Source organism: Methylobacterium sp. NPDC080182, from assembly GCF_050281105.1.
GTDB lineage: Bacteria > Pseudomonadota > Alphaproteobacteria > Rhizobiales > Beijerinckiaceae > Methylobacterium.
On the sequence record NZ_JBNNWO010000003.1, the window covers coordinates 116,211 to 133,812 of the forward strand.

At 64.8% G+C, this 17,602-nt stretch carries 31 protein-coding genes; 15 read left to right on the forward strand and 16 right to left on the reverse strand.

The features are described from left to right. Nucleotides 1-159 precede the first annotated feature (159 nt). Nucleotides 160-1,953 (forward strand): AAA family ATPase, encoded by a 1,794-nt coding sequence (locus ACQKQD_RS06550; RefSeq protein WP_427507849.1) that lies wholly within the window; start codon nt 160-162, stop codon nt 1,951-1,953. Between the two features lie 31 nt (nt 1,954-1,984). Here the strand turns inward: ACQKQD_RS06550 and ACQKQD_RS06555 are convergent, their stop codons facing one another. From ACQKQD_RS06555 to ACQKQD_RS06610, 12 genes are all read right to left on the reverse strand, one after another. Continuing rightward, nucleotides 1,985-2,356 carry a hypothetical protein gene (locus tag ACQKQD_RS06555; protein ID WP_427507850.1) on the reverse strand — a complete coding sequence of 124 codons (372 nt, stop codon included), beginning with the start codon at nt 2,354-2,356 and terminating at the stop codon, nt 1,985-1,987. A 27-nt stretch (nt 2,357-2,383) separates the two neighbouring features. Then, on the reverse strand, nt 2,384-2,677 hold the full coding sequence (locus tag ACQKQD_RS06560; protein ID WP_427507851.1) for a hypothetical protein: 294 nt from the start codon (nt 2,675-2,677) through the stop codon (nt 2,384-2,386). Continuing rightward, nucleotides 2,674-3,306 (reverse strand): hypothetical protein, encoded by a 633-nt coding sequence (locus tag ACQKQD_RS06565; protein ID WP_427507852.1) that lies wholly within the window; start codon nt 3,304-3,306, stop codon nt 2,674-2,676. The genes ACQKQD_RS06560 and ACQKQD_RS06565 overlap by 4 nt, the downstream gene beginning before the upstream one ends. Further along, a complete protein-coding gene (locus ACQKQD_RS06570; RefSeq protein WP_427507853.1) occupies nt 3,239-4,090 on the reverse strand; it encodes a hypothetical protein in 852 nt (283 codons plus the stop codon). Before ACQKQD_RS06570 ends, ACQKQD_RS06565 begins: the two co-directional genes overlap by 68 nt. A gap of 4 nt (nt 4,091-4,094) precedes the next feature. Then, complete coding sequence (locus ACQKQD_RS06575) at nt 4,095-4,712, reverse strand: class I SAM-dependent methyltransferase (RefSeq protein ID WP_427507854.1); 618 nt, start codon at nt 4,710-4,712, stop codon at nt 4,095-4,097. Continuing rightward, the gene (locus tag ACQKQD_RS06580) at nt 4,709-4,909 is read right to left on the reverse strand and encodes a hypothetical protein (RefSeq protein WP_427507855.1); all 201 of its coding nucleotides are present in this window, start codon (nt 4,907-4,909) and stop codon (nt 4,709-4,711) included. The genes ACQKQD_RS06575 and ACQKQD_RS06580 overlap by 4 nt, the downstream gene beginning before the upstream one ends. After that, the gene (locus ACQKQD_RS06585; RefSeq protein WP_427507856.1) at nt 4,906-5,364 is read right to left on the reverse strand and encodes a RusA family crossover junction endodeoxyribonuclease; all 459 of its coding nucleotides are present in this window, start codon (nt 5,362-5,364) and stop codon (nt 4,906-4,908) included. The genes ACQKQD_RS06580 and ACQKQD_RS06585 overlap by 4 nt, the downstream gene beginning before the upstream one ends. A 15-nt stretch (nt 5,365-5,379) precedes the next feature. Next, a complete protein-coding gene (locus ACQKQD_RS06590) occupies nt 5,380-5,925 on the reverse strand; it encodes a hypothetical protein (protein WP_427507857.1) in 546 nt (181 codons plus the stop codon). A gap of 90 nt (nt 5,926-6,015) precedes the next feature. Beyond that, nucleotides 6,016-6,432: a hypothetical protein gene (locus tag ACQKQD_RS06595; protein WP_427507858.1), complete on the reverse strand. Its 417-nt coding sequence runs from the start codon at nt 6,430-6,432 to the stop codon at nt 6,016-6,018. Nucleotides 6,433-6,434: 2 nt separating this feature from the next. Then, complete coding sequence (locus ACQKQD_RS06600) at nt 6,435-6,740, reverse strand: Gp49 family protein (RefSeq protein WP_427507859.1); 306 nt, start codon at nt 6,738-6,740, stop codon at nt 6,435-6,437. Nucleotides 6,741-6,742: 2 nt separating this feature from the next. Beyond that, nucleotides 6,743-7,231 carry a hypothetical protein gene (locus tag ACQKQD_RS06605; RefSeq protein ID WP_427507860.1) on the reverse strand — a complete coding sequence of 163 codons (489 nt, stop codon included), beginning with the start codon at nt 7,229-7,231 and terminating at the stop codon, nt 6,743-6,745. A gap of 444 nt (nt 7,232-7,675) precedes the next feature. Beyond that, the gene (locus ACQKQD_RS06610; RefSeq protein WP_427507861.1) at nt 7,676-8,185 is read right to left on the reverse strand and encodes a hypothetical protein; all 510 of its coding nucleotides are present in this window, start codon (nt 8,183-8,185) and stop codon (nt 7,676-7,678) included. 268 nt (nt 8,186-8,453) lie between these two features. Here ACQKQD_RS06610 and ACQKQD_RS06615 point away from each other — a divergent pair, with 268 nt between their 5' ends. Next, nucleotides 8,454-8,765 carry a hypothetical protein gene (locus tag ACQKQD_RS06615; protein ID WP_427507862.1) on the forward strand — a complete coding sequence of 104 codons (312 nt, stop codon included), beginning with the start codon at nt 8,454-8,456 and terminating at the stop codon, nt 8,763-8,765. Nucleotides 8,766-8,798: 33 nt separating this feature from the next. Here ACQKQD_RS06615 and ACQKQD_RS06620 read toward each other — a convergent pair whose 3' ends face one another. After that, on the reverse strand, nt 8,799-9,062 hold the full coding sequence (locus tag ACQKQD_RS06620) for a hypothetical protein (protein ID WP_427507863.1): 264 nt from the start codon (nt 9,060-9,062) through the stop codon (nt 8,799-8,801). 64 nt (nt 9,063-9,126) lie between these two features. On the opposite strand from ACQKQD_RS06620, the gene ACQKQD_RS06625 reads away from it, so the two are divergent. The 9 genes from ACQKQD_RS06625 to ACQKQD_RS06665 all read left to right on the forward strand — a co-directional run bounded on the left by ACQKQD_RS06625 (nt 9,127) and on the right by ACQKQD_RS06665 (nt 13,486). Beyond that, nucleotides 9,127-9,735 carry a S24 family peptidase gene (locus ACQKQD_RS06625; RefSeq protein WP_427507864.1) on the forward strand — a complete coding sequence of 203 codons (609 nt, stop codon included), beginning with the start codon at nt 9,127-9,129 and terminating at the stop codon, nt 9,733-9,735. Nucleotides 9,736-10,346: 611 nt separating this feature from the next. After that, complete coding sequence (locus tag ACQKQD_RS06630; protein WP_427507865.1) at nt 10,347-10,721, forward strand: helix-turn-helix domain-containing protein; 375 nt, start codon at nt 10,347-10,349, stop codon at nt 10,719-10,721. A 2-nt stretch (nt 10,722-10,723) separates the two neighbouring features. Further along, nucleotides 10,724-10,942 (forward strand): hypothetical protein, encoded by a 219-nt coding sequence (locus ACQKQD_RS06635; RefSeq protein WP_427507866.1) that lies wholly within the window; start codon nt 10,724-10,726, stop codon nt 10,940-10,942. Further along, a complete protein-coding gene (locus ACQKQD_RS06640) occupies nt 10,939-11,319 on the forward strand; it encodes a hypothetical protein (RefSeq protein WP_427507867.1) in 381 nt (126 codons plus the stop codon). The genes ACQKQD_RS06635 and ACQKQD_RS06640 overlap by 4 nt, the downstream gene beginning before the upstream one ends. Then, on the forward strand, nt 11,316-11,678 hold the full coding sequence (locus tag ACQKQD_RS06645) for a hypothetical protein (RefSeq protein ID WP_427507868.1): 363 nt from the start codon (nt 11,316-11,318) through the stop codon (nt 11,676-11,678). Before ACQKQD_RS06640 ends, ACQKQD_RS06645 begins: the two co-directional genes overlap by 4 nt. Nucleotides 11,679-11,683: 5 nt before the next feature. Then, nucleotides 11,684-12,400 carry a lambda exonuclease family protein gene (locus tag ACQKQD_RS06650; RefSeq protein WP_427507869.1) on the forward strand — a complete coding sequence of 239 codons (717 nt, stop codon included), beginning with the start codon at nt 11,684-11,686 and terminating at the stop codon, nt 12,398-12,400. Continuing rightward, a complete protein-coding gene (locus ACQKQD_RS06655; protein ID WP_427507870.1) occupies nt 12,397-13,077 on the forward strand; it encodes a hypothetical protein in 681 nt (226 codons plus the stop codon). The genes ACQKQD_RS06650 and ACQKQD_RS06655 overlap by 4 nt, the downstream gene beginning before the upstream one ends. Beyond that, nucleotides 13,077-13,220: a hypothetical protein gene (locus tag ACQKQD_RS06660; protein ID WP_427507871.1), complete on the forward strand. Its 144-nt coding sequence runs from the start codon at nt 13,077-13,079 to the stop codon at nt 13,218-13,220. The genes ACQKQD_RS06655 and ACQKQD_RS06660 overlap by 1 nt, the downstream gene beginning before the upstream one ends. Continuing rightward, the gene (locus tag ACQKQD_RS06665) at nt 13,220-13,486 is read left to right on the forward strand and encodes a hypothetical protein (protein WP_427507872.1); all 267 of its coding nucleotides are present in this window, start codon (nt 13,220-13,222) and stop codon (nt 13,484-13,486) included. The genes ACQKQD_RS06660 and ACQKQD_RS06665 overlap by 1 nt, the downstream gene beginning before the upstream one ends. A 46-nt stretch (nt 13,487-13,532) precedes the next feature. Here ACQKQD_RS06665 and ACQKQD_RS06670 read toward each other — a convergent pair whose 3' ends face one another. After that, nucleotides 13,533-13,811 (reverse strand): hypothetical protein, encoded by a 279-nt coding sequence (locus ACQKQD_RS06670; RefSeq protein ID WP_427507873.1) that lies wholly within the window; start codon nt 13,809-13,811, stop codon nt 13,533-13,535. An 83-nt stretch (nt 13,812-13,894) separates the two neighbouring features. Between ACQKQD_RS06670 and ACQKQD_RS06675 the strand changes: the two genes are divergently transcribed. Further along, nucleotides 13,895-14,554: a hypothetical protein gene (locus ACQKQD_RS06675; RefSeq protein WP_427507874.1), complete on the forward strand. Its 660-nt coding sequence runs from the start codon at nt 13,895-13,897 to the stop codon at nt 14,552-14,554. 191 nt (nt 14,555-14,745) lie between these two features. Here ACQKQD_RS06675 and ACQKQD_RS06680 read toward each other — a convergent pair whose 3' ends face one another. Next, the gene (locus ACQKQD_RS06680) at nt 14,746-14,958 is read right to left on the reverse strand and encodes a hypothetical protein (protein WP_427507875.1); all 213 of its coding nucleotides are present in this window, start codon (nt 14,956-14,958) and stop codon (nt 14,746-14,748) included. Between the two features lie 142 nt (nt 14,959-15,100). Here ACQKQD_RS06680 and ACQKQD_RS06685 point away from each other — a divergent pair, with 142 nt between their 5' ends. Then, the gene (locus ACQKQD_RS06685) at nt 15,101-15,499 is read left to right on the forward strand and encodes a hypothetical protein (protein WP_427507876.1); all 399 of its coding nucleotides are present in this window, start codon (nt 15,101-15,103) and stop codon (nt 15,497-15,499) included. 4 nt (nt 15,500-15,503) lie between these two features. Here the strand turns inward: ACQKQD_RS06685 and ACQKQD_RS06690 are convergent, their stop codons facing one another. Next, complete coding sequence (locus tag ACQKQD_RS06690) at nt 15,504-15,707, reverse strand: hypothetical protein (protein ID WP_427507877.1); 204 nt, start codon at nt 15,705-15,707, stop codon at nt 15,504-15,506. A 208-nt stretch (nt 15,708-15,915) separates the two neighbouring features. Between ACQKQD_RS06690 and ACQKQD_RS06695 the strand changes: the two genes are divergently transcribed. Both ACQKQD_RS06695 and ACQKQD_RS06700 read left to right on the forward strand, forming a co-directional pair. Then, nucleotides 15,916-17,076, forward strand: a complete 1,161-nt coding sequence (locus ACQKQD_RS06695) for a hypothetical protein (protein WP_427507878.1) — start codon at nt 15,916-15,918, stop codon at nt 17,074-17,076. Continuing rightward, complete coding sequence (locus tag ACQKQD_RS06700) at nt 17,073-17,426, forward strand: hypothetical protein (RefSeq protein ID WP_139257055.1); 354 nt, start codon at nt 17,073-17,075, stop codon at nt 17,424-17,426. The genes ACQKQD_RS06695 and ACQKQD_RS06700 overlap by 4 nt, the downstream gene beginning before the upstream one ends. Nucleotides 17,427-17,602 lie beyond the last annotated feature (176 nt).

Here is a 17,602-nt window from a genome sequence, read left to right on the forward strand (position 1 = left end):
CGAGCCGCACAGCTCATTCGTCCCATTCGGTTCGGGCCGAATGTTGTTGCCGATATTTGATTTCCAGCGAATTTGTGTCAATTTGATCGTGAGAGGATTGACACTTCTACTTTGTGGCTGGACAATGAGCTGTGAAATCCTTCCTTCGCGGCCGGGCAGATGCGATATAAATCTATACAAGTAAAAAGCTATAAATCGTTTGAGTCAACAGAACGGATAGAGTTAGACCCTAAGATGACAGTCTTTGTTGGTCGAAACAACTCTGGAAAATCCTCTCTATTGCAAACTCTTTGGCTGTCTCGGGCCGGTAATTATCCTTTTAGGGGCCACATAAATCAAGCGAGCCCGACAGAAACCGAGATTACAGTAGAAATCGAGATCTCAGGAAACGAAATATTCCAAATCCTAAAACAACACAGCCGCGGACAACAAATAACGATACCTGTTCCGAGAGTCTTCGAAGGCACACCGGCAGAGTTTGTCAAATATTTCTTCGAATTAGAGAGCATCGTCTTACGCGTCTCATCATTTGCAAATCAAGCTCCATTTGGAGCTAAGATGCCATCGCACAACCTCTGCCAAGAGGGGATGGCAGAATCAACTGTTATGTTGACCATAGATGGAAGCGGTGCATATTCGGTAACTAATGGCTTTATATCAGCCTTATCCGACAATATACCGCAATTTTTACAGCACACTTTGCTCAATGAAATCTATCTAATGCAAGCTTTACGGAACGTGTCGTCAAATTTCCCGTATCAGCCTGCCAAAAATCTAGATGTTACAGGCGGTAATTTGCCTGCAACTTTAATGACCATGGCGGGAGATCGCCCTAGATCATTCGAACGCCTAAAGGAGCATTTGCAAAAGATAGTGCCAGACATTACGAATTTGACCACTAGACCGCTCGAGAACAATATGCTCGAGATCGCTGTGTGGACTGAGGCGTCAACTCCAACGTATGGCGAAATATCGACAAATTTAGCCGAATGTGGTCTAGGCGTAGGACAGATCATCGCCTTGCTCTATGTGGCGATGAGCCCTACTTCAAAAGTTATAGCAATAGATGAACCGAATAGCTTTTTACATCCTGGCGCAGCAAAAGAATTAATTAATATTCTTTTGCAGTACAATAATCAATATATTATAACAACACATTCTGCTGACATTGTCGCTAGTGCATTAAGTGATAAAGTATATTTGGTAAAAAAAGATAAAGGCGCGAGCAAGGTTGAACGAATAGACATTAATGACGTGATTGGCGCTCGAAGATTACTTTCTGATCTGGGTGTAAGTTTCTCAGATGTGTTTGGAATGGAGCAAGTGGTTTGGGTTGAAGGGGAGACTGAACAATATTGTTTCCCGAGAATACTCGGCGAATTCAAGTTCTCTACAAAATCTTCGTTCGTTGCTGTTCGTAACACCGGTGATTTCCAAAAGAAAAGCCTTCCAATTGAAAGAGTAATCGAGATATATGAACGGTTGTCTTCAACAAATTCTGCATTGCCAAGAGACGTTAAGTTCAGTTTCGACTCGGAAGAATTGACCCATGGGCAAATCGAAGATGTGCGACGCCGCTCACGTGATCGAATTTTCTTTCTTCCTAAGCGGGCATTCGAAAACTATCTCATTCATCCACTTGCGATCAGCAGAGTCATGAGAAAATTTATGCCTGAGGATGAGCAATCTCCGACCGAGGAAGAAATTGAGGCGTGGCTCCGCTCAACATATTCAAATTACGCAAGTAGCAAATATGATTTTGAAAATATTAAATCCGATAGGCTATTTAATGCTCCTAAGATGTTTTCCCAGATGTTTTCCGATCTTAGTGAAAGTAAAATTGCTTTTAAGAAACCGCAAATGCCGTCAGCGATCTGTAATGAAATACTTGCCTGCGATCGTAATTTCCTTATAGAAGTTTTCCATTATATTACTGACATTACGGGATCTTGATATTGCGCAAAGCAGGATCGTTTGTTTCATTTTAGATAGCCTCGTGATTGAACGCGAGCACGAGAGCCGTGAGCGCCCGGTCGACGTTTCGCTCGGCCGTAGATTCGGACCAGCCATTGCGCTTGCACGCGCCCGCGAACGAGAGATCCCGGTCACTCGGATTGGCGAGCGCCGTGCACCAAGCTGCGAACTGGCGCCGGTGAACCGGATCGCGCACTGCCAGGGTCAGGAGCCGCCGGAACTCGGTGTCCGCCCTGGGCCGGGCCTCCCCTGTGGTTAACGCGCTGCGGGGCAGCGCTGGCTTGTAGGCGTTGAGGTGGTGGATCGCCCACGCCTTCACGCCGCGGATCGTGTGTGGCGGCGGATAGGCCGGCGGGTCAGATCCAGAAATGTGCTCTACCATCACGCGTGCCGGCGATGCCGGCGCTCCTCACGCAGCTGATCGGCTGAACAGGTCGGGCGCCGGCGGATCGGCACGGGCGGGCTCGGCCGGCATGGGCGGCACCGCGGCCCGCGCCTCGACGATCGCGAGGCACTCCCGGTCGCCACACGACCACAGGCCGTCGGAGCGATTCCGGAAGCACCCGAAGCCGAACGAGGCGCCGAACACACCGCACTCGGCGCAGACGTGCTCGCCGGGCGGCTCTCGCCGGGCCTCGGCTGCCTTCCGCGCGGCCTCGCGGTCGCGCAGCTCGGCCTTCCAGAGATCAGGGCGCCGGCTCATCGTGCGGCTCTCGCAAGGCCCTGGCGCGCGTCGAGCCGCGCAATCAGCCGGCCGATGGTCGAGTGGCTCGCCGCCTCGCGCAGCCGGGCCCCCTGCTCGTGCAGCATCGCCTCGCGCGCCTCGGCGATCTCGGCCGGCGTCTCGGCGCGATGCCGCGTGGCCTCGGCCTGCCGCATGCGCTGCAGGTGCGCCTCAGCCACCTTCGCGACCTCCGCGCGCTGCTCCGCCGTCGGCACGTCGTAGACCTCAGCCTCAAGCACGCGCCGGATGTGGAGGAGCTGCGTCCGGAGCGGGATCAGGCCCTCGCGCGCCTCGTCGGCGAACTCGGCCGGGGACGGCCGCCAGCGCTTCACCCAGGGCCGCAGCGTCTTGCCGTTCCGGAAGCGCTCGGCCGCCTCGTGAATCGCTGCCAGCGGCAGGTCCTTCAGCGCCGACACGTACTCCGCCACCAGCACCTCGTTCTCGTCGTCGCCACGCCCCCGCCCTTGCTCGAATCCGAGGAGAACCCGGGTCACGACGGTGTCGACATGGCGGGGATTCGAGGCCGCCGTCAGCTCGGCCCTAAGCCGCCCGGCGAGCGCGCAGAGCTGCTGCCGCTCGGTGGTCGAGACCGCCCTGTCCCGCCGCACGCAGTACCGCGTCGGAAGGACGGGATGCGTCTCCAGAGCGCCATGGAGTGCCGAGACCATCGCTTCGGCCTGGGCCGGCATCAGGGTCGTTCGCGTCGATGGCAGGCGGTTCGACATCGTAGGCTCCCGTCAGGGATTCGGCGTGTTGGCGTATGAGGCGGGCGGCGAGACCCGTAGGCGCTGGCTGGGCGGGGCGTCCGCGCTCTGGGCGCCGGCCGGTGGCTTCGCGCCGAGCCTGGAGGCGCCGCTCGACCCAGCTCGAAAAGTCGGCCAGCTCGCGCCCGTCGGCCTCCTCGATCAGGCCGAGCACCACCACGGCCTCGTCGTGAGCGATGCCCAGCCAGTGGCCGATCAGGCCGCGGGCCGAGTGCTCGGACCGCCCGGTATTGGCGCAGATCAGCGCGATGCCCCGGGTCATCAGCTCCCGGCGGAAGCTCTGGGTCTCGTCGCCATCGACGGCACCAGCGCCGCCAGCCTGCCCGCCGTCGTCGGCCGACCCGTCAGGGTCGGAACCGGGGGTTGGGGAGGGGTTAAGGGGTGGGGGTGGAGGTGCAGGAGGAGGGGGCGGACCATCCGGGGAGGGGCCGGGGGGTAACGTGCCGTCTGCGGTGTCACGTGACTTCACGTGACGCACGCGGTCCTGGCGGGCCCGGTCGGAGGTCCGGCGCTTCTCGATCGCCTCGACGGCGACCTGCGCGCGGGCAAGTTCCATCGCGACGCGCTGGAGTAGCTCGGGGTCGAGGCCGGCGCGGGCCAGATCAGCGATGAGGGTGGGATCGCTCATCGGCCTACTCCGCCGCCATCGGCATCGGGCCGGGCGCGTGGTCAGCCTCGGTGAAGTCCTCCCAGGACATGCGGCTGAGCTGCGTCGGGCCGCGGTGGGAGAGGTCCCAGACGAACCAAGCGAAGGCCATGTTCGAGGAGGCCTTCGGGCCCTCCCAGCCGTCGCGGTGCATCATCGGCAGGCGCTTGCGGAAGCAATACACCCGGGCCAGCGTGCCGGTGTCGAGGATGGAACCGCGCGAGATGCTCTCGTAGAACGAGAATCGCAGCAGCATCATCACGCGCGGGCAGAGCCGCACCGCGTGCTCCACGAAGGCGCGAGCGTCCTTGTAGGGCGGGTTCGTGACGATGCAGTCGATGCCCTCGGGCGCCTCCTCGACCTTCAGGAAGTCGAGGCCTGAGACCTGCCCCTTCCAGCCATAGTCGACGAGGTCGGTGGCCAGCACGTCGCGACCGCCGGCGTACAACTCGCGCACGATGGCACCGGGCCCGCAGGCGGGCTCCCAGATCCGCTGCGGCATCCACTCGATCGCCATCAGCGCGCGCACGGCCACGGCCGGCGTCTCGTAGAGGTCGTTCCCGCGCTCCGAGAGCGCATGCGCCTTGTTCTCGCGGTGGCTCACGCTGCAGCCCTCCGTCGAAAGGCCGGGACCATCCGCGCGAGCACCAGCATCACCCCGCGATCCAGGCGCGGCGCCAACTCCGTCCCGTCCGGATGGAAGTCGCGCTGGCAGAGGCGCACGGATTCGGCCGCGTCGAGTGCGCCGGCATAGGTGCCGCGGAACAGCTCGCGGCCCGAGAAAATGAGCACCCATGTCATGCCGCCGCCCTCACGGCCTGCGGCTCCAGCGCCGTGACCTGGATCACCAGCTCGGGCGTCTCGCCGTAGAACTTGCGGACAAGGCCATCGACCACGGACGCGTCGTCAGCCCAGACGACGTGGTTCAGCGCGTCGATGACCTTGGCGATGTTGTCCCAGTCGGGCTTGGTCGTGGGCCGCAGGCGGCGCTCGATCGCGTCCAGCCGCTTCCGCTTCGACCAGCTCGCCGGGATCGGCATGGTGGCGAAGATCCGGACCTCCAGCGGCCCGGAGAGCAGGGCGCGGCCGCGCATGACGGCGCCGGCCGCGAGTCGCAAGGCGCTCTCGTACGCCTCGGTCTTCTGGTCGGGATGGGAGTGGATGCGCGCCACTCCTCCCCGATGGACGATCTGCGCGCGGTGCCGGCCCTTCCCACGAGGGGCACCGGGCAGGCGGATGATGACGGTCTCGGACACCGCGCGCCTCCAGGCTCAAGCGTCCGCGGGCTCGCGCGTGCGGCGCGACCGGGTCTCGCGGGCAGGCGGCGCCGGTAGAGGCGAGCGATCGGCCGCTTCCTCACCGTCCTCGGCCTCATCGCCCTCGTCGATCGGCAGGTCGGGCTGGTCCCTGTCCGCGACCGCGTCGGCGCGCTGGCCGAAGAAGACGCTCGGCTCGGCCAGGACGAGGACCGCCGGCTTCGCGCCGTGCTCGGCCAGCTTCGTGATGTCGTCGACCGAGCCCGAGGCGCCGACCTCGAGCTTGAGGCCGTCCTTCACGGTCCACTTGCCGGTCGAGACCACCAAGTGGTCGAAGCCCTGATGCGCGACGACCTTGATGGCCTCGCGCACCGTCTTCCCGGCGACCTCGTCGCAGCGGCCGATCATCAGCCGCTGCTCGTGCTCGGACATCTTGGTCCAGCACGGCATCTGCCGGCAGATGTTGTCGAGGATCCGGTCGCGGATGTCGCCGCGCAAGGTCTCGATGCCGAGCTCTACAGCGGCTTCGGCTTGCGCGACGGCGTCTGTTGTGGCTTCCATTGCTCTCTCCATGGATGGGCACCACGCCCATTCTCTTCAGACCGCCCGGCACCCGCTCCCACAGCAGGCCGGGCGGTTCTCGTTTCGGGGTCAGGGGTGCGGACGGCCGCCGAGCGGATCGGAGCTCGCAGCCACGGCGTCGCCAGTGTCGTTGCGGCCGCGCGGAACGCCGGGCCCGTTCGATACCGGCAGCGCCAGAGACGCCGCCGTCGCCTGGACGCCTGAGCCTCCGAGGCGACCTTCGAGCGCCCGGAACTCGTCGCGCATCGCAGCAAGGATCCGCGCCTCGGCCTCACCGACAGCGCCCTCGACGCAGGTCTTCACCCTGGTCTCAGCGCGCGCGACCTCCGTGCGGATGCCGGCCTCAGCATCGGCGACCGTCTCCCGCACGGTCTGGAGGCGAGCGCGCAGGCTGCCCTCCAAGGCTAAGAGGTCATCGCGGACCACTTCGGTGAGGGACCGAACGAACGACCGGATCGCCGGGAGGGGGTTGAGCGTGAGGCGCATGGTCAGGCCGCTGCCAGCCGCTCGCGGAGCAGGTAGCCTTCCAGCTCCCAGATGCGCTCGCGGGCATTCCGGTGCGCGATCTGCTCGCCAATCGCCGGATCGAAGTTCTCGGGCGACGCGGCCGCGCTGGTGCCGGTGACGATGAAGCCGTTGCGCAGGGTGAGCGCGCAGACCGTCAGCGTTGTGCCCGGGAACACGTGATAGGCCGCGCTGACGATGCGGCCGTCGATGTGGTCGGGCGTCAGGCGGGGCGCGTTCAGCCCCTTCGCCTGCAGCTCGGCCTCCAGCTTGGTCTCGTCGCTCGACATGTTCACTCCTCCTCGTTCGCGGCCCGCCACAGCGGCAGGTCCGTCAGATCACCCGCACCCGGCAGGCCCGGCACACGCGGGCGAGCATCCGGAACGACCAGTGCCGATGCGGCCGCCCGTCCTGGACGGCGCGGAGTTGCGCCCGCAGCCGGCGCGCCTCCCGGTGTGCGCGGATGAGCCGCCCGATCTCCCCGAAGAGCCGCATGGAGATCCTCCCGGAGCAGAGCGTTGGTGGCTTCTGCGGCGTCGGCCGCGGCCTCGATGTTCGAGCAGAGCCGCTCGTAAGCGGTCCGGATGTTGTGCAGGACGTGCCCGTCGAGGCCGGTGTCCTGGCGCCCCATGAACTTGCGGACCCAGGAGCCCGAGGCGCCGATCCGGCGCCCGACCGCGTCGTAGGCGGCCATCTTCGAGCCCATGCTCGACTGGGCGAGGCGGACGAGCGCCGACAGCTTCGGCAAGGTCTCGTCCCGAGCTTGGGATGCGGTCAGCATTGCTCGGTTCCGGTCAGTCTTTGTCCCCACAGCGCCATTCCTTCGCGACATCTTGCGGATGTCGCAGAGGAGCGCAGCGAATGCGGGAGGTTGACGGAGTACGCACGACACACAGCGCGACCGGCAGCTTGCAGGCGGAGACGGGCGCGCAGGAGAAGGGACGACCCGGCCGAGGGTCCGAGATTGCGATGGTCTCGGCCGGGTCGCTCGCTGGCGGGAGGCGTGAGCCTGCGACCGCTGCGATGGGTGATGAGGGACGCCTGCCCGCCGTTGTCGAAACGGAGGGGAAGGTGCGGGCAGGCGATCGGCCGGTGGAGCCCAGCGCGATGAGGTGAAACCATGCACAGGCCAGCATTCGCCCTGAGCGACACTGATCCGGCGGACGCGCTATTCTTGGCGCGGACGAGGATGGCAGAACCGGCCATGGCGATCGGCAACGACATCTCAGGCGCGCCTCTTCAGACGCGCCAGACCACGGCTCATGCGCTCGCGAAGCGAGGCGGCGTTGTCCTGGCCGACAACGACAACATCCACCGGACGCTCAGACCGATCGACGGCGACGGGCTCGACCGGCACGAACACCAGCCCGCGGTCCATGGCCTGGGCGATGCGCAGCAGGTCCGCGAACCGGCTGCGGTGCGGGAGCAGCGCGAGCAGCTCGGTGTCCTGGGCCTCGGCCTGGAGATGCTGCGCTGCGCGCTCCAGCTCGAACGCCTGCTGCGCCGTCTCGGCAGCCGCGCCGGTATCGGGATGCTCGCCGCGCTCGACCTCGACGGCGAGACGCGACGCCAGGAGCGCGAACGCGCCCGAAGCGCGGCGGCAGGCGCAGCCAAGGGCCAGTAGGGTTTTCGCGTCGGTCACTGTTGGCTCCAGGCAGGAGACCGCCACCGAGGCCGCAGCCTCGACGCTGGCGACGGCAAGGGCACGCGGCGAAAGGCGAGGGGCGGCGCTCACCGGATCGCTCCGCCGCAGAGGATCAGCCCGGCGCCGACGACTAGGCCGACGTGGCTCGCGCGGCGGACCAGCGCGTCAGACGGACCACCCGAGATCAGAGCGCGCCCAGCGGTGCAGCTCAGGACGGACCACGCACCGAGGAGCAGGCATGCCGTGCCCATCAACGCGCGCCCGACTGCAGGGCTACCAGCGCGGGTCGGAGCATCCGGTGGAAACCCGACCCGCGCGGCCTCACATCGGAAGTGCGAAGACCGATGGAGCTTGAAACATGTCTGACGAAGCTACGCCGACCATCAGCATGCTCTCTGCTGAGATGGTCGAAGTTCGAGCGCCTGACGTCGGCGCGAAAATCCGGTTCGGCCTTTGGTGGGAGGGCCTCGACGCATACTGCGAGATCGCGGTGCGGGTCCGCAGCCAATCCATTGAGGAGGCGATCCCGCTGGCGAAGGAAGAACTGCATCGGATCACAGCCCTCCTGGCGAAGTCAGGAGCAGCGTCAGATCCAGCACCGAGCGCAGCAGAGGCACCGGCCCCCTTCTTCCGGCCGTGGCCTCAGTCGGATCCGAACGGGGCGTCGTAGCACCCAGCGTGCAGGGGGCGCGATCGGCGCACATCACGCGGCCGCTCCCTCGACGGGGGCGGTACCGCGCTCGCGCTGGAGATGAGCTCGCACCAGCACATCGTTGTCGATCAAGAGGCCCTTAGCTTGGGCCGCTTCGACGATCCGCGGCCAGTAGACGACCGGGATAGAGCCGCGCTGGCGCATATCGCTGCCGCGCGCGCCTGGGTTCTTGGAGAACCCGCAGATCACACCGAAGGCGGTAGGCCCCCCGAGTGCAGCGATGATTTCGGCGACGGATTCCATGGCGACGAGCATGCTACGCTTGATGCGTAGCTTATGTCAACGCACAATGCGTAATGCCTTGTGCGAAGCGGCGGCCATGGATTCGATCGCCGAACGCCTACAGTACCTGCGGAAGAAGGCCGGCTTCGGCACAGCTACCGAAGCTGCGCGAGCATTCGGATGGGCTGTACCCACCTATCTCGGACACGAGAACGGCGATCGAAATCCCAGCAGAGAGACAGCCAAACGATACGCGACCGCCTACAAGACGCGCTGGGAATGGATCCTAGAGGGTGGCCCCCGACTGGATGCGCCGAAGGACGATACGGTGCCGATCGTTGGCGACGTAGGCGCAGGTGCGCGCATCGTCTTTAACGGCGAGCCGCAGGGCGGATATGACCGGGCGCCGCGGCCTCCAGGATCCTCGCCGGATACAGTAGCAGCCCGCGTCCGAGGCGACTCGATGCCCGGCCTCGCAGAGGATGATTGGTTGATCTACTACGATCAGCGAGTTCGCGGATTGCCCGACGAGTGGATCGGACAACTCTGCGTCGTGTGGATATCGGAGGACGAAGTCTACGTGAAGAAGGTGTTTCGCGGGCGCGACAGCGGTCCCTATCTTCTCGTCTCGACAGGCGGATTGCCGCCTATCGAGGTCGATGAAATCAATTGGTCTGCCAAGGTCGCCTGGATCAAGCCGCGCTAGAAATCATCGGTTTCGGGCAACTCACCGATCCGCGCGAGAAACGTCGGTTCGGCGAATTCGTCCGCGCTGCTCGCCCCCGGACGCGAGTAGGCCAGAGCGCCTATCGCTGTTTTCTCTTCGACGAGACGTTCAGCCAAACGCTTCGCAGCCTCTGGACTTGGGCACTGCCGGATAGGTCCGGCCGATATCGCTCCCCGACCGCCACGTATGAACGGTTGTACGGCGTGATACTGAGCATGAGCCATCGCTGATCCTGATCGTTGCTTAGGCCCTCACAGCCTGCCCTCCATTTTCGAACAAAACAAGAACGTTCGCCTCGCATTCGGCGTTCAGCGGAATTGTCGCGACTCTGTCTAGAGTTAGACTGTGCACAGGTGTGGACAACGCATTCCGCGCAGAGAATGGCTTCCAGGGACAAGAAGCTACGCATTATGCGTTGACATGAGCTACGCACGATGCGTAGTGTTTTCCATCGCCTCCCGACGAGCCGATGGAGCCGCAGATGCTCGATGCCCCCGCAGATCTCGTCCTCACCCTCATCGCCGTCAGCGCGGTCCTCCTCGCGTTCGGCGTGCCGGCTGTCGGCATGTGCCTCGGCTGGGGGCGCTGACATGGCCGGCCAACCCGCCACTGACGTCGATGTCCGGATCGGCACGCGCATCTGCGCCGCTCGGATCCGCGCTCGCCTCACCCAGCGCACGGTCGCCGCGGCGATCGGCGTCTCGGCCGCCCAGCTCCAGAAGTACGAGAAGGGCACGAACCGCTTCAGCGGCGTCGCGCTGAGCATCATCGCCCGGCTCACCGGCGCGCCCATCGCGTCCTTCTTCGACGTACCCGAGACGCCTGCTCCGCTCACGCCTCCGCAGACCGTCGACCGGGCTCGCGAGCATCTTCTGCGGGCGGCCGACCTCTACGCCGAGGCGCGGCTGGTGGCCGGTGACGTGGATGGCCCGCGCTCGCTCGCCCTCGTTCCCGAGGCAGCCTGACCATGGCGGCCCTCACTCTCCCAACCGGCTACCGGATCACCGGCTCGTCCGCCGGCTACGCCGCGCACAGCCCCTACGGCCTGATCCGCGACGACTTCGACTGCTGGGCCGAGGCCTGTTTCGCCGCCCAGGACCACGCCGATTCCCTCGCTCTGGAGGCCGCCGATGAGCTGGCCGCCATCGCGGATTTCGAAGCCCAGCAGTTCCTGGAGGCCGCATGAACGCGCAGCATCCGATCCGTGCCGCCTTCGGCCATCTGCCGAAGGTCGCGCCGCACCTCGTCGAGAGCATCGCCGAGGATCAGCCCCTCGTCCGTCTGGCGCCGGGCGTCACCGTCGAGGAGATCGCCGCGCGGGTCTCCGCTTTCGATCAGGCCCACTCCATCGGCGAACTCGGCGCCGGCATCTCGGGCCTAGACAGCCTGATCGAGTCCCTCGCGATGATGGTGTGGCACGTTGAGCGCGCCGTCGAGCGCGGCGCTGGCCAAAGCTACGACCTCGACAAGCTGGAGCGCATCAAGGGCCGCATCGCCGAGGTTCATCAGAAGGTGGAAATCTCCGCCGGGCGCATCACGGCGAAGCTGGCAGGTGCGCGATGAGCATCGTCAGTTATCTCGACCTCGCCCTCGCGCTGCCGACCGCCTTGGCGCTCGCAGCGTCGGAGCCACGCCCGGCTGCCACTGAGGATCTCCGTCTCACGTCCGCGCAGGCGCTCGCTCTGCTGCCGCCGGACGAGACCATCCACGTGCAGGTCGGCCAGAGCCGAAGCCGCTGGAGCCGCGGCAACGTCATCGTGGCGATCCGGGGCGGCAGCGATCGTCGCATCGCGCTCGCGTCCCGTTCCGCTGGGTTCGGCCTGTCTTTCACCCGAGACACGGGGGAATCCGTCCTCGTCCAGACCGACGACGCGAAGGTCCGCGGCTGGCTGGAGCGCCAGGCCAAGCGGGCAGGGGAGTGACCGTCATGGCCCCGCTCGCCCCCGACGCCCCCGCGCGCCCATCCACCGTGCGCATCCACGCCGACCTCTACCAGGGCACCGACGAGTGGATCGCGGCCCGCTGCGGGATGCTCACCGCCAGCGAGATGTCGCTGATCCTCACGCCGACCCTCAAGGCGGCCCGGAACGAGAAGGAGCGGGCGCACCTCTACGAGCTGCTCGCCCAGCGGATCACCAAGTTCATCGAGCCCCGGTACGTCAGCGACGACATGCTGCGCGGCCGCGACGACGAGGTCGAGGCGCTCACCCTCTACGCGCGGCACTACGCCGAGACCGAGACCGTCGGCTTCATCACCAACGACCGCTGGGGCTTCACGCTCGGCTACTCGCCCGACGCGCTGGTCGGCACCGACGGCCTCGTGGAGTGCAAGTCGCGTCGGCAGAAGTACCAAGTCCAGACCTTCCTCGAGCACGTGCCCAAGGGCGCGATCCCGGCCGATTACGTTCTCCAGATCCAGACCGGGCTCCTCGTCTCCGAGCGGCTCTGGTGTGACCTTGTCTCGTATTCCGGCGGCCTGCCGCTCGCGGTGATCCGCTCCTACCCGGACGAGAAGATCCAGCAGGCGATCGTCGAGGCGGCCGGCGACTTCGAGCAGCGCCTCCGCGACGCCCACGACCGCTACCGCGAGGCCATCGCCGGCGCGATCCCGACCCTGCGCATCGAACGGGAGATCCTGGCGTGATCGACATCTCGGAGACAGTCGCGCCCAAGAGCGACCAGCTCAACGCCGACGACCTGATCGGCGGCCCGCGCACCATCACGGTCACGCGCGTGTCGAAGATGAAGGAGCCGGACCAGCCGATCGCGATCTACTTCGAGGGCGATGGCGGCAAGCCGTACAAGCCCGGCAAGTCGATGCGCCGCGTGCTCCTGCGGATCTGGGGCCAGGACGGGACCGCATACGCCGGCCGGCGGATGACGCTCTACCGCGACGACGCCGTGCAGTTCGGTGGCGCGGCCGTCGGCGGGATCCGGATCAGTCACATGTCGGGGATCTCCTCGGCGGTGACGATGGCGCTCACGGTCACCCGGGCGAGCCGCAAGCCATTTACGGTCAAGCCTCTGGCCGAGGAGCGCTCGCCGCCGCCAGAGAGGCCGAGGAACGACGCGCCCCCGGCCGGCGGCGAGCAGCAGGCCCCGCGCCAGCCCGGCCCGCGCGAGCGCCTGTACGCCGCCGCCCGGGCCGAGGCCGCGAGGGGCAGCGACGCCCTGCGCGCCTTCCGCGCCGACCTCGACCCGCGGGCCGACCGCGCTCTCGACGACATCGCCGACGAGCTGGAGCGGATCACAGCCGGCGCTGACGTTGCTGACGAGGATGGCTTCCCCGGCTTCGCGCCGCCAGCCGAGCAGGCAGCCTGATGTCCTGGCCCAGCCTCTTCACCGGGATTGCCATCGGTCTCGGCCTCGCCGCGGCGGCCTGGGGCCTCGTGTCCTCATACCGCGCCCTCAAGGCCGAGGACGCCGCGCGCGCCGCCTCCCAGCGCGGGGAGGGCGACCGCTGATGACCGCCCTTCGCTGCCCCCACTGCACCCGCACGCTCGCCAGCACCGAGGCGCTGTTCTCGCACGTGAAGGCGATGCACGGGCTCAACGCGGCTCGCGTCTGCGTGCCGGATCACCCGGTCTTCGTCCGAGAGGCCGAGCGCCGCGCGCGGCGCCAGGGCCACGACCGCGAGCCCAGCATGGCCGACCTCGTCGTCGAGGCATCTCTCAACCGGGCCATGGGCTGGCCCGTCGATCGCGTTATCGCGGAGATGTTCGATGTCTGAGCGTCCGCGTCCGCGCGTTCTTCGTCTCGGGCGGAGCCAGATCGCTCTATGGGTTCAGCCCAGCATCGAACTTTCGCACCGCGCGGACCGGACTTGCGGGATCGTTCTGCGACCGGGCCTCAATCCGGTGCGACATGCGACCGACGCCCATCATGGATCGCAGCTTCGCGGTCACGCCGATCAGCACCAGAAGCCCGATCACCAGAGCGAAGACGGTCAGCGTGTGCTGGATCGCGTCGTCGTACTGCCGTCCGGCGTGGAGGATCACCCAGCCCACGCCGACGAATGCGGCGGCCGTGATCAGTGGGATCAGCGGATCGAACATCGCGACATCAACGATCCGGGCGCGGATCAGCTTCAGCGGCCCCTGGCCGCGCCCATTCTGACGAGCGGCGGGGGAGCGGCGGCATGATGTGCTGGGCTTCGCGCACCGGCACGCGCCGGAACCTCGATGCTCTCGGCCGGCATGGCTGGGGCCTGCTCATCTCGCGCGCGGGCGTCTGGCGCGTGGAGGAGTGGGCATGCCCAGAAACGGGCGAGCGGATCCGCTTCCGCATCGTCGCCGACAACGGCGCATGGAGCGATTTCCAGACCGGACGCGAGTTCGACGAGGAGGAGTTCGAGCGGTTTCTCGACTGGCTGTCGAGTCTTGACCAGCCCGCGGAGTGGCTGGTGCTGCCGGACATTGTCGCCGGCGGCCTGCGCTCGCTCGACCTCTCCGTCCGCTATCTGAACCGCTGCCTCTCCGTCGTGCCGCTGGTGCTGATCGCCGTGCAGGACGGCATGGAGCACGCCGACCTCGCGCAGCTGGTGGGCCCGAACGTCGGCATCTTCCTGGGCGGCTCAACCGAGTGGAAGCTCGCCCGCATCGCGGACTGGGGCGCGTTCTGCCGTGAGCACGGCTGCCACTTCCACGTGGCCCGGGTGAACACTATCCGCCGCATTCGCATGGCTCACGCCGCGATGGCGCACAGCATCGACGGCACGAGCGCGTCTCGCTTCGCGACGACTTTGCCGGCGCTCGACCTAGCCGCGCGGCAGCCTGATCTCATCGGGAGGGCTGCATGAACGCGGTCACGACACGCGGCTCCGACGACTGGCTGCGCGCCAGGCGGACGCAAGCCGAACAGGCGCGCCGTCAGGCCGCTCATCACCGCCGGGTCGCTGAGTCCTGGGATGCGCAGGCCGCCGAATTCGAGGCGGACATCGCGCACGTCAAGTTACCAAAGCCGCGGAGCAGCCCTATGGCCGAAATGGTCTCAGACAGTGATGTCGACCACACGCTTCTGCGACGGGGGAAGGTTCAGACTGCCCTTCCTCTCCTGAATGCTCTCATCGTTGGGACCTTGCACCGCCGCCGTGACGGTATGCAGTCCCGCTCTGTGTTCGAGCGCGGCTTCAGCTCGGGCCGATTGGATCATCTCCGTCGCCCTCACCGGCCCGACGGCGTTGATCGAGGTGGTGATCGTCATGGCTCGGACCTCCTCAAGCAGGATCTGAGCACGAGAGCATTGAGCGATCAGTTTCGTAGATCCGGTCAATTTTTCAGATCCGTGAAAGCGCAGCTGAAGAACAGTTTTTCGGTCCTCATCACTCTGATCTCGGAGTAGGAGCATGGCCGAGTCCCGCACCATCACGCGCGAGGGTGGCGTGGCCGCCAAAGTGATGCCCGTCGCAATATGGGTGGATCGCTACCGATGCCGCGCGACGCTCATGCAAAACGCAAAGAACAGGGCCGCCGAGAACGCCCATACATTAATGAACCCACCGCGCCCATCACCTGGTGGCGAAAGATCATACGTCTTTTCGATTGCGCCGATCAAAAACGAAAGGGCTGATAGGACAGCTAATAGCCAATCGGCATTATCGATGCGCCGCATGTCAGACTCCATTCTGGAGCATATCGACCGAGCGAAAGGCTTGATTTCAATACTTCAAAGTCGATTGACTGCGGAAGTGCACCCATACGGCTTAGACATCGCCGCCCCCGCCAAGGGAGGCGCCCGTGGCTGAGATGCTACTTGCCCTTGAGCCGATCGTTGAGCCCGGGTCCTTCGACCTCGGATATGATGCCAGTCGGACGATCGCCGCCCGAGAGGTGGCCGTCCGGAGGCTGCCTCAGCGGGCCGCCGCCCTCGATGAACTTGTCCCTACTAGCCTTCTCACCTGCAGCAACGTCTTTCAGGGACGGAGCAACGCCGTCGTTTTTGCCCTCAGTCATCGCGCTCTCCCTCGCCCGCATGGAGGCGTCGGACAGCTGCACCCACGGCGTGATCATATGCCGTCCGTGGACAGCAGGTTAGCCGTCCGCTCCATACAGAATGAAATAATCAGCGGCTTCATGCGTTCCGACTTCGGCCGGTCGACAGAGGCTGCCGATGCCGAGGGCGCGACAAAGGATCTGTTAGGCGCGATGATGGAGGCGCGCCATGATTGAACCATCACAAATCGACACTGCCGTCGCCACGCGTTCACCGATCTGGTTTTGTTTGATTACCGTCCGCCCCGCCCATAACGGCGCCGACTACTACGATGCACAAGACTATAACAATGATGCCCAGCACCGCAGTAATTGCGCGCTGGTGCCGGCGCGCCGCAAACAGAACAAAACAACCCGCCAGAAATACAGCTGTCAGAACTATAGGCGAGTCGAAGATCTGCATGGACTGGTATACCGTCGGGTAAACTTGCGCTCCCGTCTCGCACTGATCCATCTCAACGGTGACGATCGCGAAGGAATCCGAGCGCCATGGTGCATCCTGACGCTCCTAGAAAGGCTCCTTCGGTACAGGGACAGTGGGGGGCGGCTCTGGCTGATCTGCCAGGTCACTGCGCACGCGAAGGCCTTCTGGAGAGCCGTCGTCCGGCGTTCGAACCCGGTCGGGGATCGTAGCAGTCGTTTTGGGCATATTCGACCAGCCGTCCTGAGTACCGATAGGAGGATCGGCAACAGTTTGTGCGACTGCAGGAACGCTGATTACCAGAGCGACTACAGCAGAAAGCTTGTAAAGGGAGTACATTTTAAATTTCTCCGCAATGAACACCAGCGCCGCTCTTGCAAATCAATCGAAGTCTCGATCATCAAGATCGATTACTCCATTAGCAATGCCGTCGCGCGCGTACCTTCTACCAGCAGCGTCTTCGATTTCGCCTTGGCAGCTTTCAAAAAGATCGATTGGCTCGGAGTCCTCGTCGCCGAAGCAGTCTCGCAGTGTTGTGATCGGAATTCTGCAAGGGAGAAGCCTGCGCCCGTCCGACATCGCGAAACGAACATGCTCTCGCGTGTTCGCATCAATAACCGGGGGCCATCCCGGGTAACCAACGATCATCATGGCACGCCTCAGCGGTTTTTTTCAGCCCCCCAGAAATACCTGTTTCATAGACAACGGGTCATCGACACAGAACGAGCCGCAATCGGCAAAATATATTTTAGATCCGCCGACTTTGACCCTAAGAGAATCCGGAGCCTTCGGGACCTTATCGAAACGAAGCGAGTTGACGTCTCCCCCGCTCGCGCCTTCCACAGCCCCCTGATTGGCTGGCAGCCGCTCGCGCCGGCCGACGCGCTCGACATCGCGGGGGCCGCATGACGAAGCGCGCCCCGAAGCCTCTCCCACCGCCGACAGACGACGAGCGCCGCCGCGCGGGCGAAGCTGCCCAGGCCCTGCGCGCGGCTATCGCCGACCCGTCGACCATGGGCACAAAGAGCACCGCGCACGTCGACTTGGTGCGCCCGCGCCGCGGCGAATGGTGGGAGAGCTGGGCCAACCTGCCCGGCTTCCACCGGATCAACGGGAAGCGCGGCCGCTACATCCACGCCCTGCTGCCTGGCTGGAGCTACACCCAGCGCGAGATCCGCGCCGAGATGATCCCGGACCTCGAGGCGCTGGCAGAGCGCGGCGAGCGGCCGACCGAGGACACGAGCGGGAGGGCAGCGTGAGCGCAGAACAGCAGCGGGGAGGGGGCGATGCCGCGTGAGCAGTTGGCCAGCGCCGCCGACCTGGTGCGCGAATTCGGCTTCACCGAACGGCACTGGATCCGTCAGGCTGCGGCCGGGCGAATCCCCGGTGCTCGACAGCCGTTCGGTCCGCGGTCATCGTGGGTATTCGACCTGCG

What these genes read in the sequence shown, in the direction of transcription:
- ACQKQD_RS06550 (WP_427507849.1), top strand. Translation starts at nt 160, where the DNA reads ATGCGATATAAATCTATACAAGTAAAAAGCTATAAATCGTTTGAGTCA.
- ACQKQD_RS06555 (WP_427507850.1), bottom strand. Translation starts at nt 2,356, where the DNA reads ATGGTAGAGCACATTTCTGGATCTGACCCGCCGGCCTATCCGCCGCCA.
- ACQKQD_RS06560 (WP_427507851.1), bottom strand. Translation starts at nt 2,677, where the DNA reads ATGAGCCGGCGCCCTGATCTCTGGAAGGCCGAGCTGCGCGACCGCGAG.
- ACQKQD_RS06570 (WP_427507853.1), bottom strand. Translation starts at nt 4,090, where the DNA reads ATGAGCGATCCCACCCTCATCGCTGATCTGGCCCGCGCCGGCCTCGAC.
- ACQKQD_RS06580 (WP_427507855.1), bottom strand. Translation starts at nt 4,909, where the DNA reads ATGACATGGGTGCTCATTTTCTCGGGCCGCGAGCTGTTCCGCGGCACC.
- ACQKQD_RS06590 (WP_427507857.1), bottom strand. Translation starts at nt 5,925, where the DNA reads ATGGAAGCCACAACAGACGCCGTCGCGCAAGCCGAAGCCGCTGTAGAG.
- ACQKQD_RS06595 (WP_427507858.1), bottom strand. Translation starts at nt 6,432, where the DNA reads ATGCGCCTCACGCTCAACCCCCTCCCGGCGATCCGGTCGTTCGTTCGG.
- ACQKQD_RS06600 (WP_427507859.1), bottom strand. Translation starts at nt 6,740, where the DNA reads ATGTCGAGCGACGAGACCAAGCTGGAGGCCGAGCTGCAGGCGAAGGGG.
- ACQKQD_RS06605 (WP_427507860.1), bottom strand. Translation starts at nt 7,231, where the DNA reads ATGCTGACCGCATCCCAAGCTCGGGACGAGACCTTGCCGAAGCTGTCG.
- ACQKQD_RS06615 (WP_427507862.1), top strand. Translation starts at nt 8,454, where the DNA reads ATGTCTGACGAAGCTACGCCGACCATCAGCATGCTCTCTGCTGAGATG.
- ACQKQD_RS06620 (WP_427507863.1), bottom strand. Translation starts at nt 9,062, where the DNA reads ATGCTCGTCGCCATGGAATCCGTCGCCGAAATCATCGCTGCACTCGGG.
- ACQKQD_RS06625 (WP_427507864.1), top strand. Translation starts at nt 9,127, where the DNA reads ATGGATTCGATCGCCGAACGCCTACAGTACCTGCGGAAGAAGGCCGGC.
- ACQKQD_RS06630 (WP_427507865.1), top strand. Translation starts at nt 10,347, where the DNA reads ATGGCCGGCCAACCCGCCACTGACGTCGATGTCCGGATCGGCACGCGC.
- ACQKQD_RS06635 (WP_427507866.1), top strand. Translation starts at nt 10,724, where the DNA reads ATGGCGGCCCTCACTCTCCCAACCGGCTACCGGATCACCGGCTCGTCC.
- ACQKQD_RS06640 (WP_427507867.1), top strand. Translation starts at nt 10,939, where the DNA reads ATGAACGCGCAGCATCCGATCCGTGCCGCCTTCGGCCATCTGCCGAAG.
- ACQKQD_RS06645 (WP_427507868.1), top strand. Translation starts at nt 11,316, where the DNA reads ATGAGCATCGTCAGTTATCTCGACCTCGCCCTCGCGCTGCCGACCGCC.
- ACQKQD_RS06650 (WP_427507869.1), top strand. Translation starts at nt 11,684, where the DNA reads ATGGCCCCGCTCGCCCCCGACGCCCCCGCGCGCCCATCCACCGTGCGC.
- ACQKQD_RS06660 (WP_427507871.1), top strand. Translation starts at nt 13,077, where the DNA reads ATGTCCTGGCCCAGCCTCTTCACCGGGATTGCCATCGGTCTCGGCCTC.
- ACQKQD_RS06665 (WP_427507872.1), top strand. Translation starts at nt 13,220, where the DNA reads ATGACCGCCCTTCGCTGCCCCCACTGCACCCGCACGCTCGCCAGCACC.
- ACQKQD_RS06670 (WP_427507873.1), bottom strand. Translation starts at nt 13,811, where the DNA reads ATGTTCGATCCGCTGATCCCACTGATCACGGCCGCCGCATTCGTCGGC.
- ACQKQD_RS06675 (WP_427507874.1), top strand. Translation starts at nt 13,895, where the DNA reads ATGATGTGCTGGGCTTCGCGCACCGGCACGCGCCGGAACCTCGATGCT.
- ACQKQD_RS06680 (WP_427507875.1), bottom strand. Translation starts at nt 14,958, where the DNA reads ATGACGATCACCACCTCGATCAACGCCGTCGGGCCGGTGAGGGCGACG.
- ACQKQD_RS06685 (WP_427507876.1), top strand. Translation starts at nt 15,101, where the DNA reads ATGGCCGAGTCCCGCACCATCACGCGCGAGGGTGGCGTGGCCGCCAAA.
- ACQKQD_RS06690 (WP_427507877.1), bottom strand. Translation starts at nt 15,707, where the DNA reads ATGACTGAGGGCAAAAACGACGGCGTTGCTCCGTCCCTGAAAGACGTT.
- ACQKQD_RS06695 (WP_427507878.1), top strand. Translation starts at nt 15,916, where the DNA reads ATGATTGAACCATCACAAATCGACACTGCCGTCGCCACGCGTTCACCG.
- ACQKQD_RS06700 (WP_139257055.1), top strand. Translation starts at nt 17,073, where the DNA reads ATGACGAAGCGCGCCCCGAAGCCTCTCCCACCGCCGACAGACGACGAG.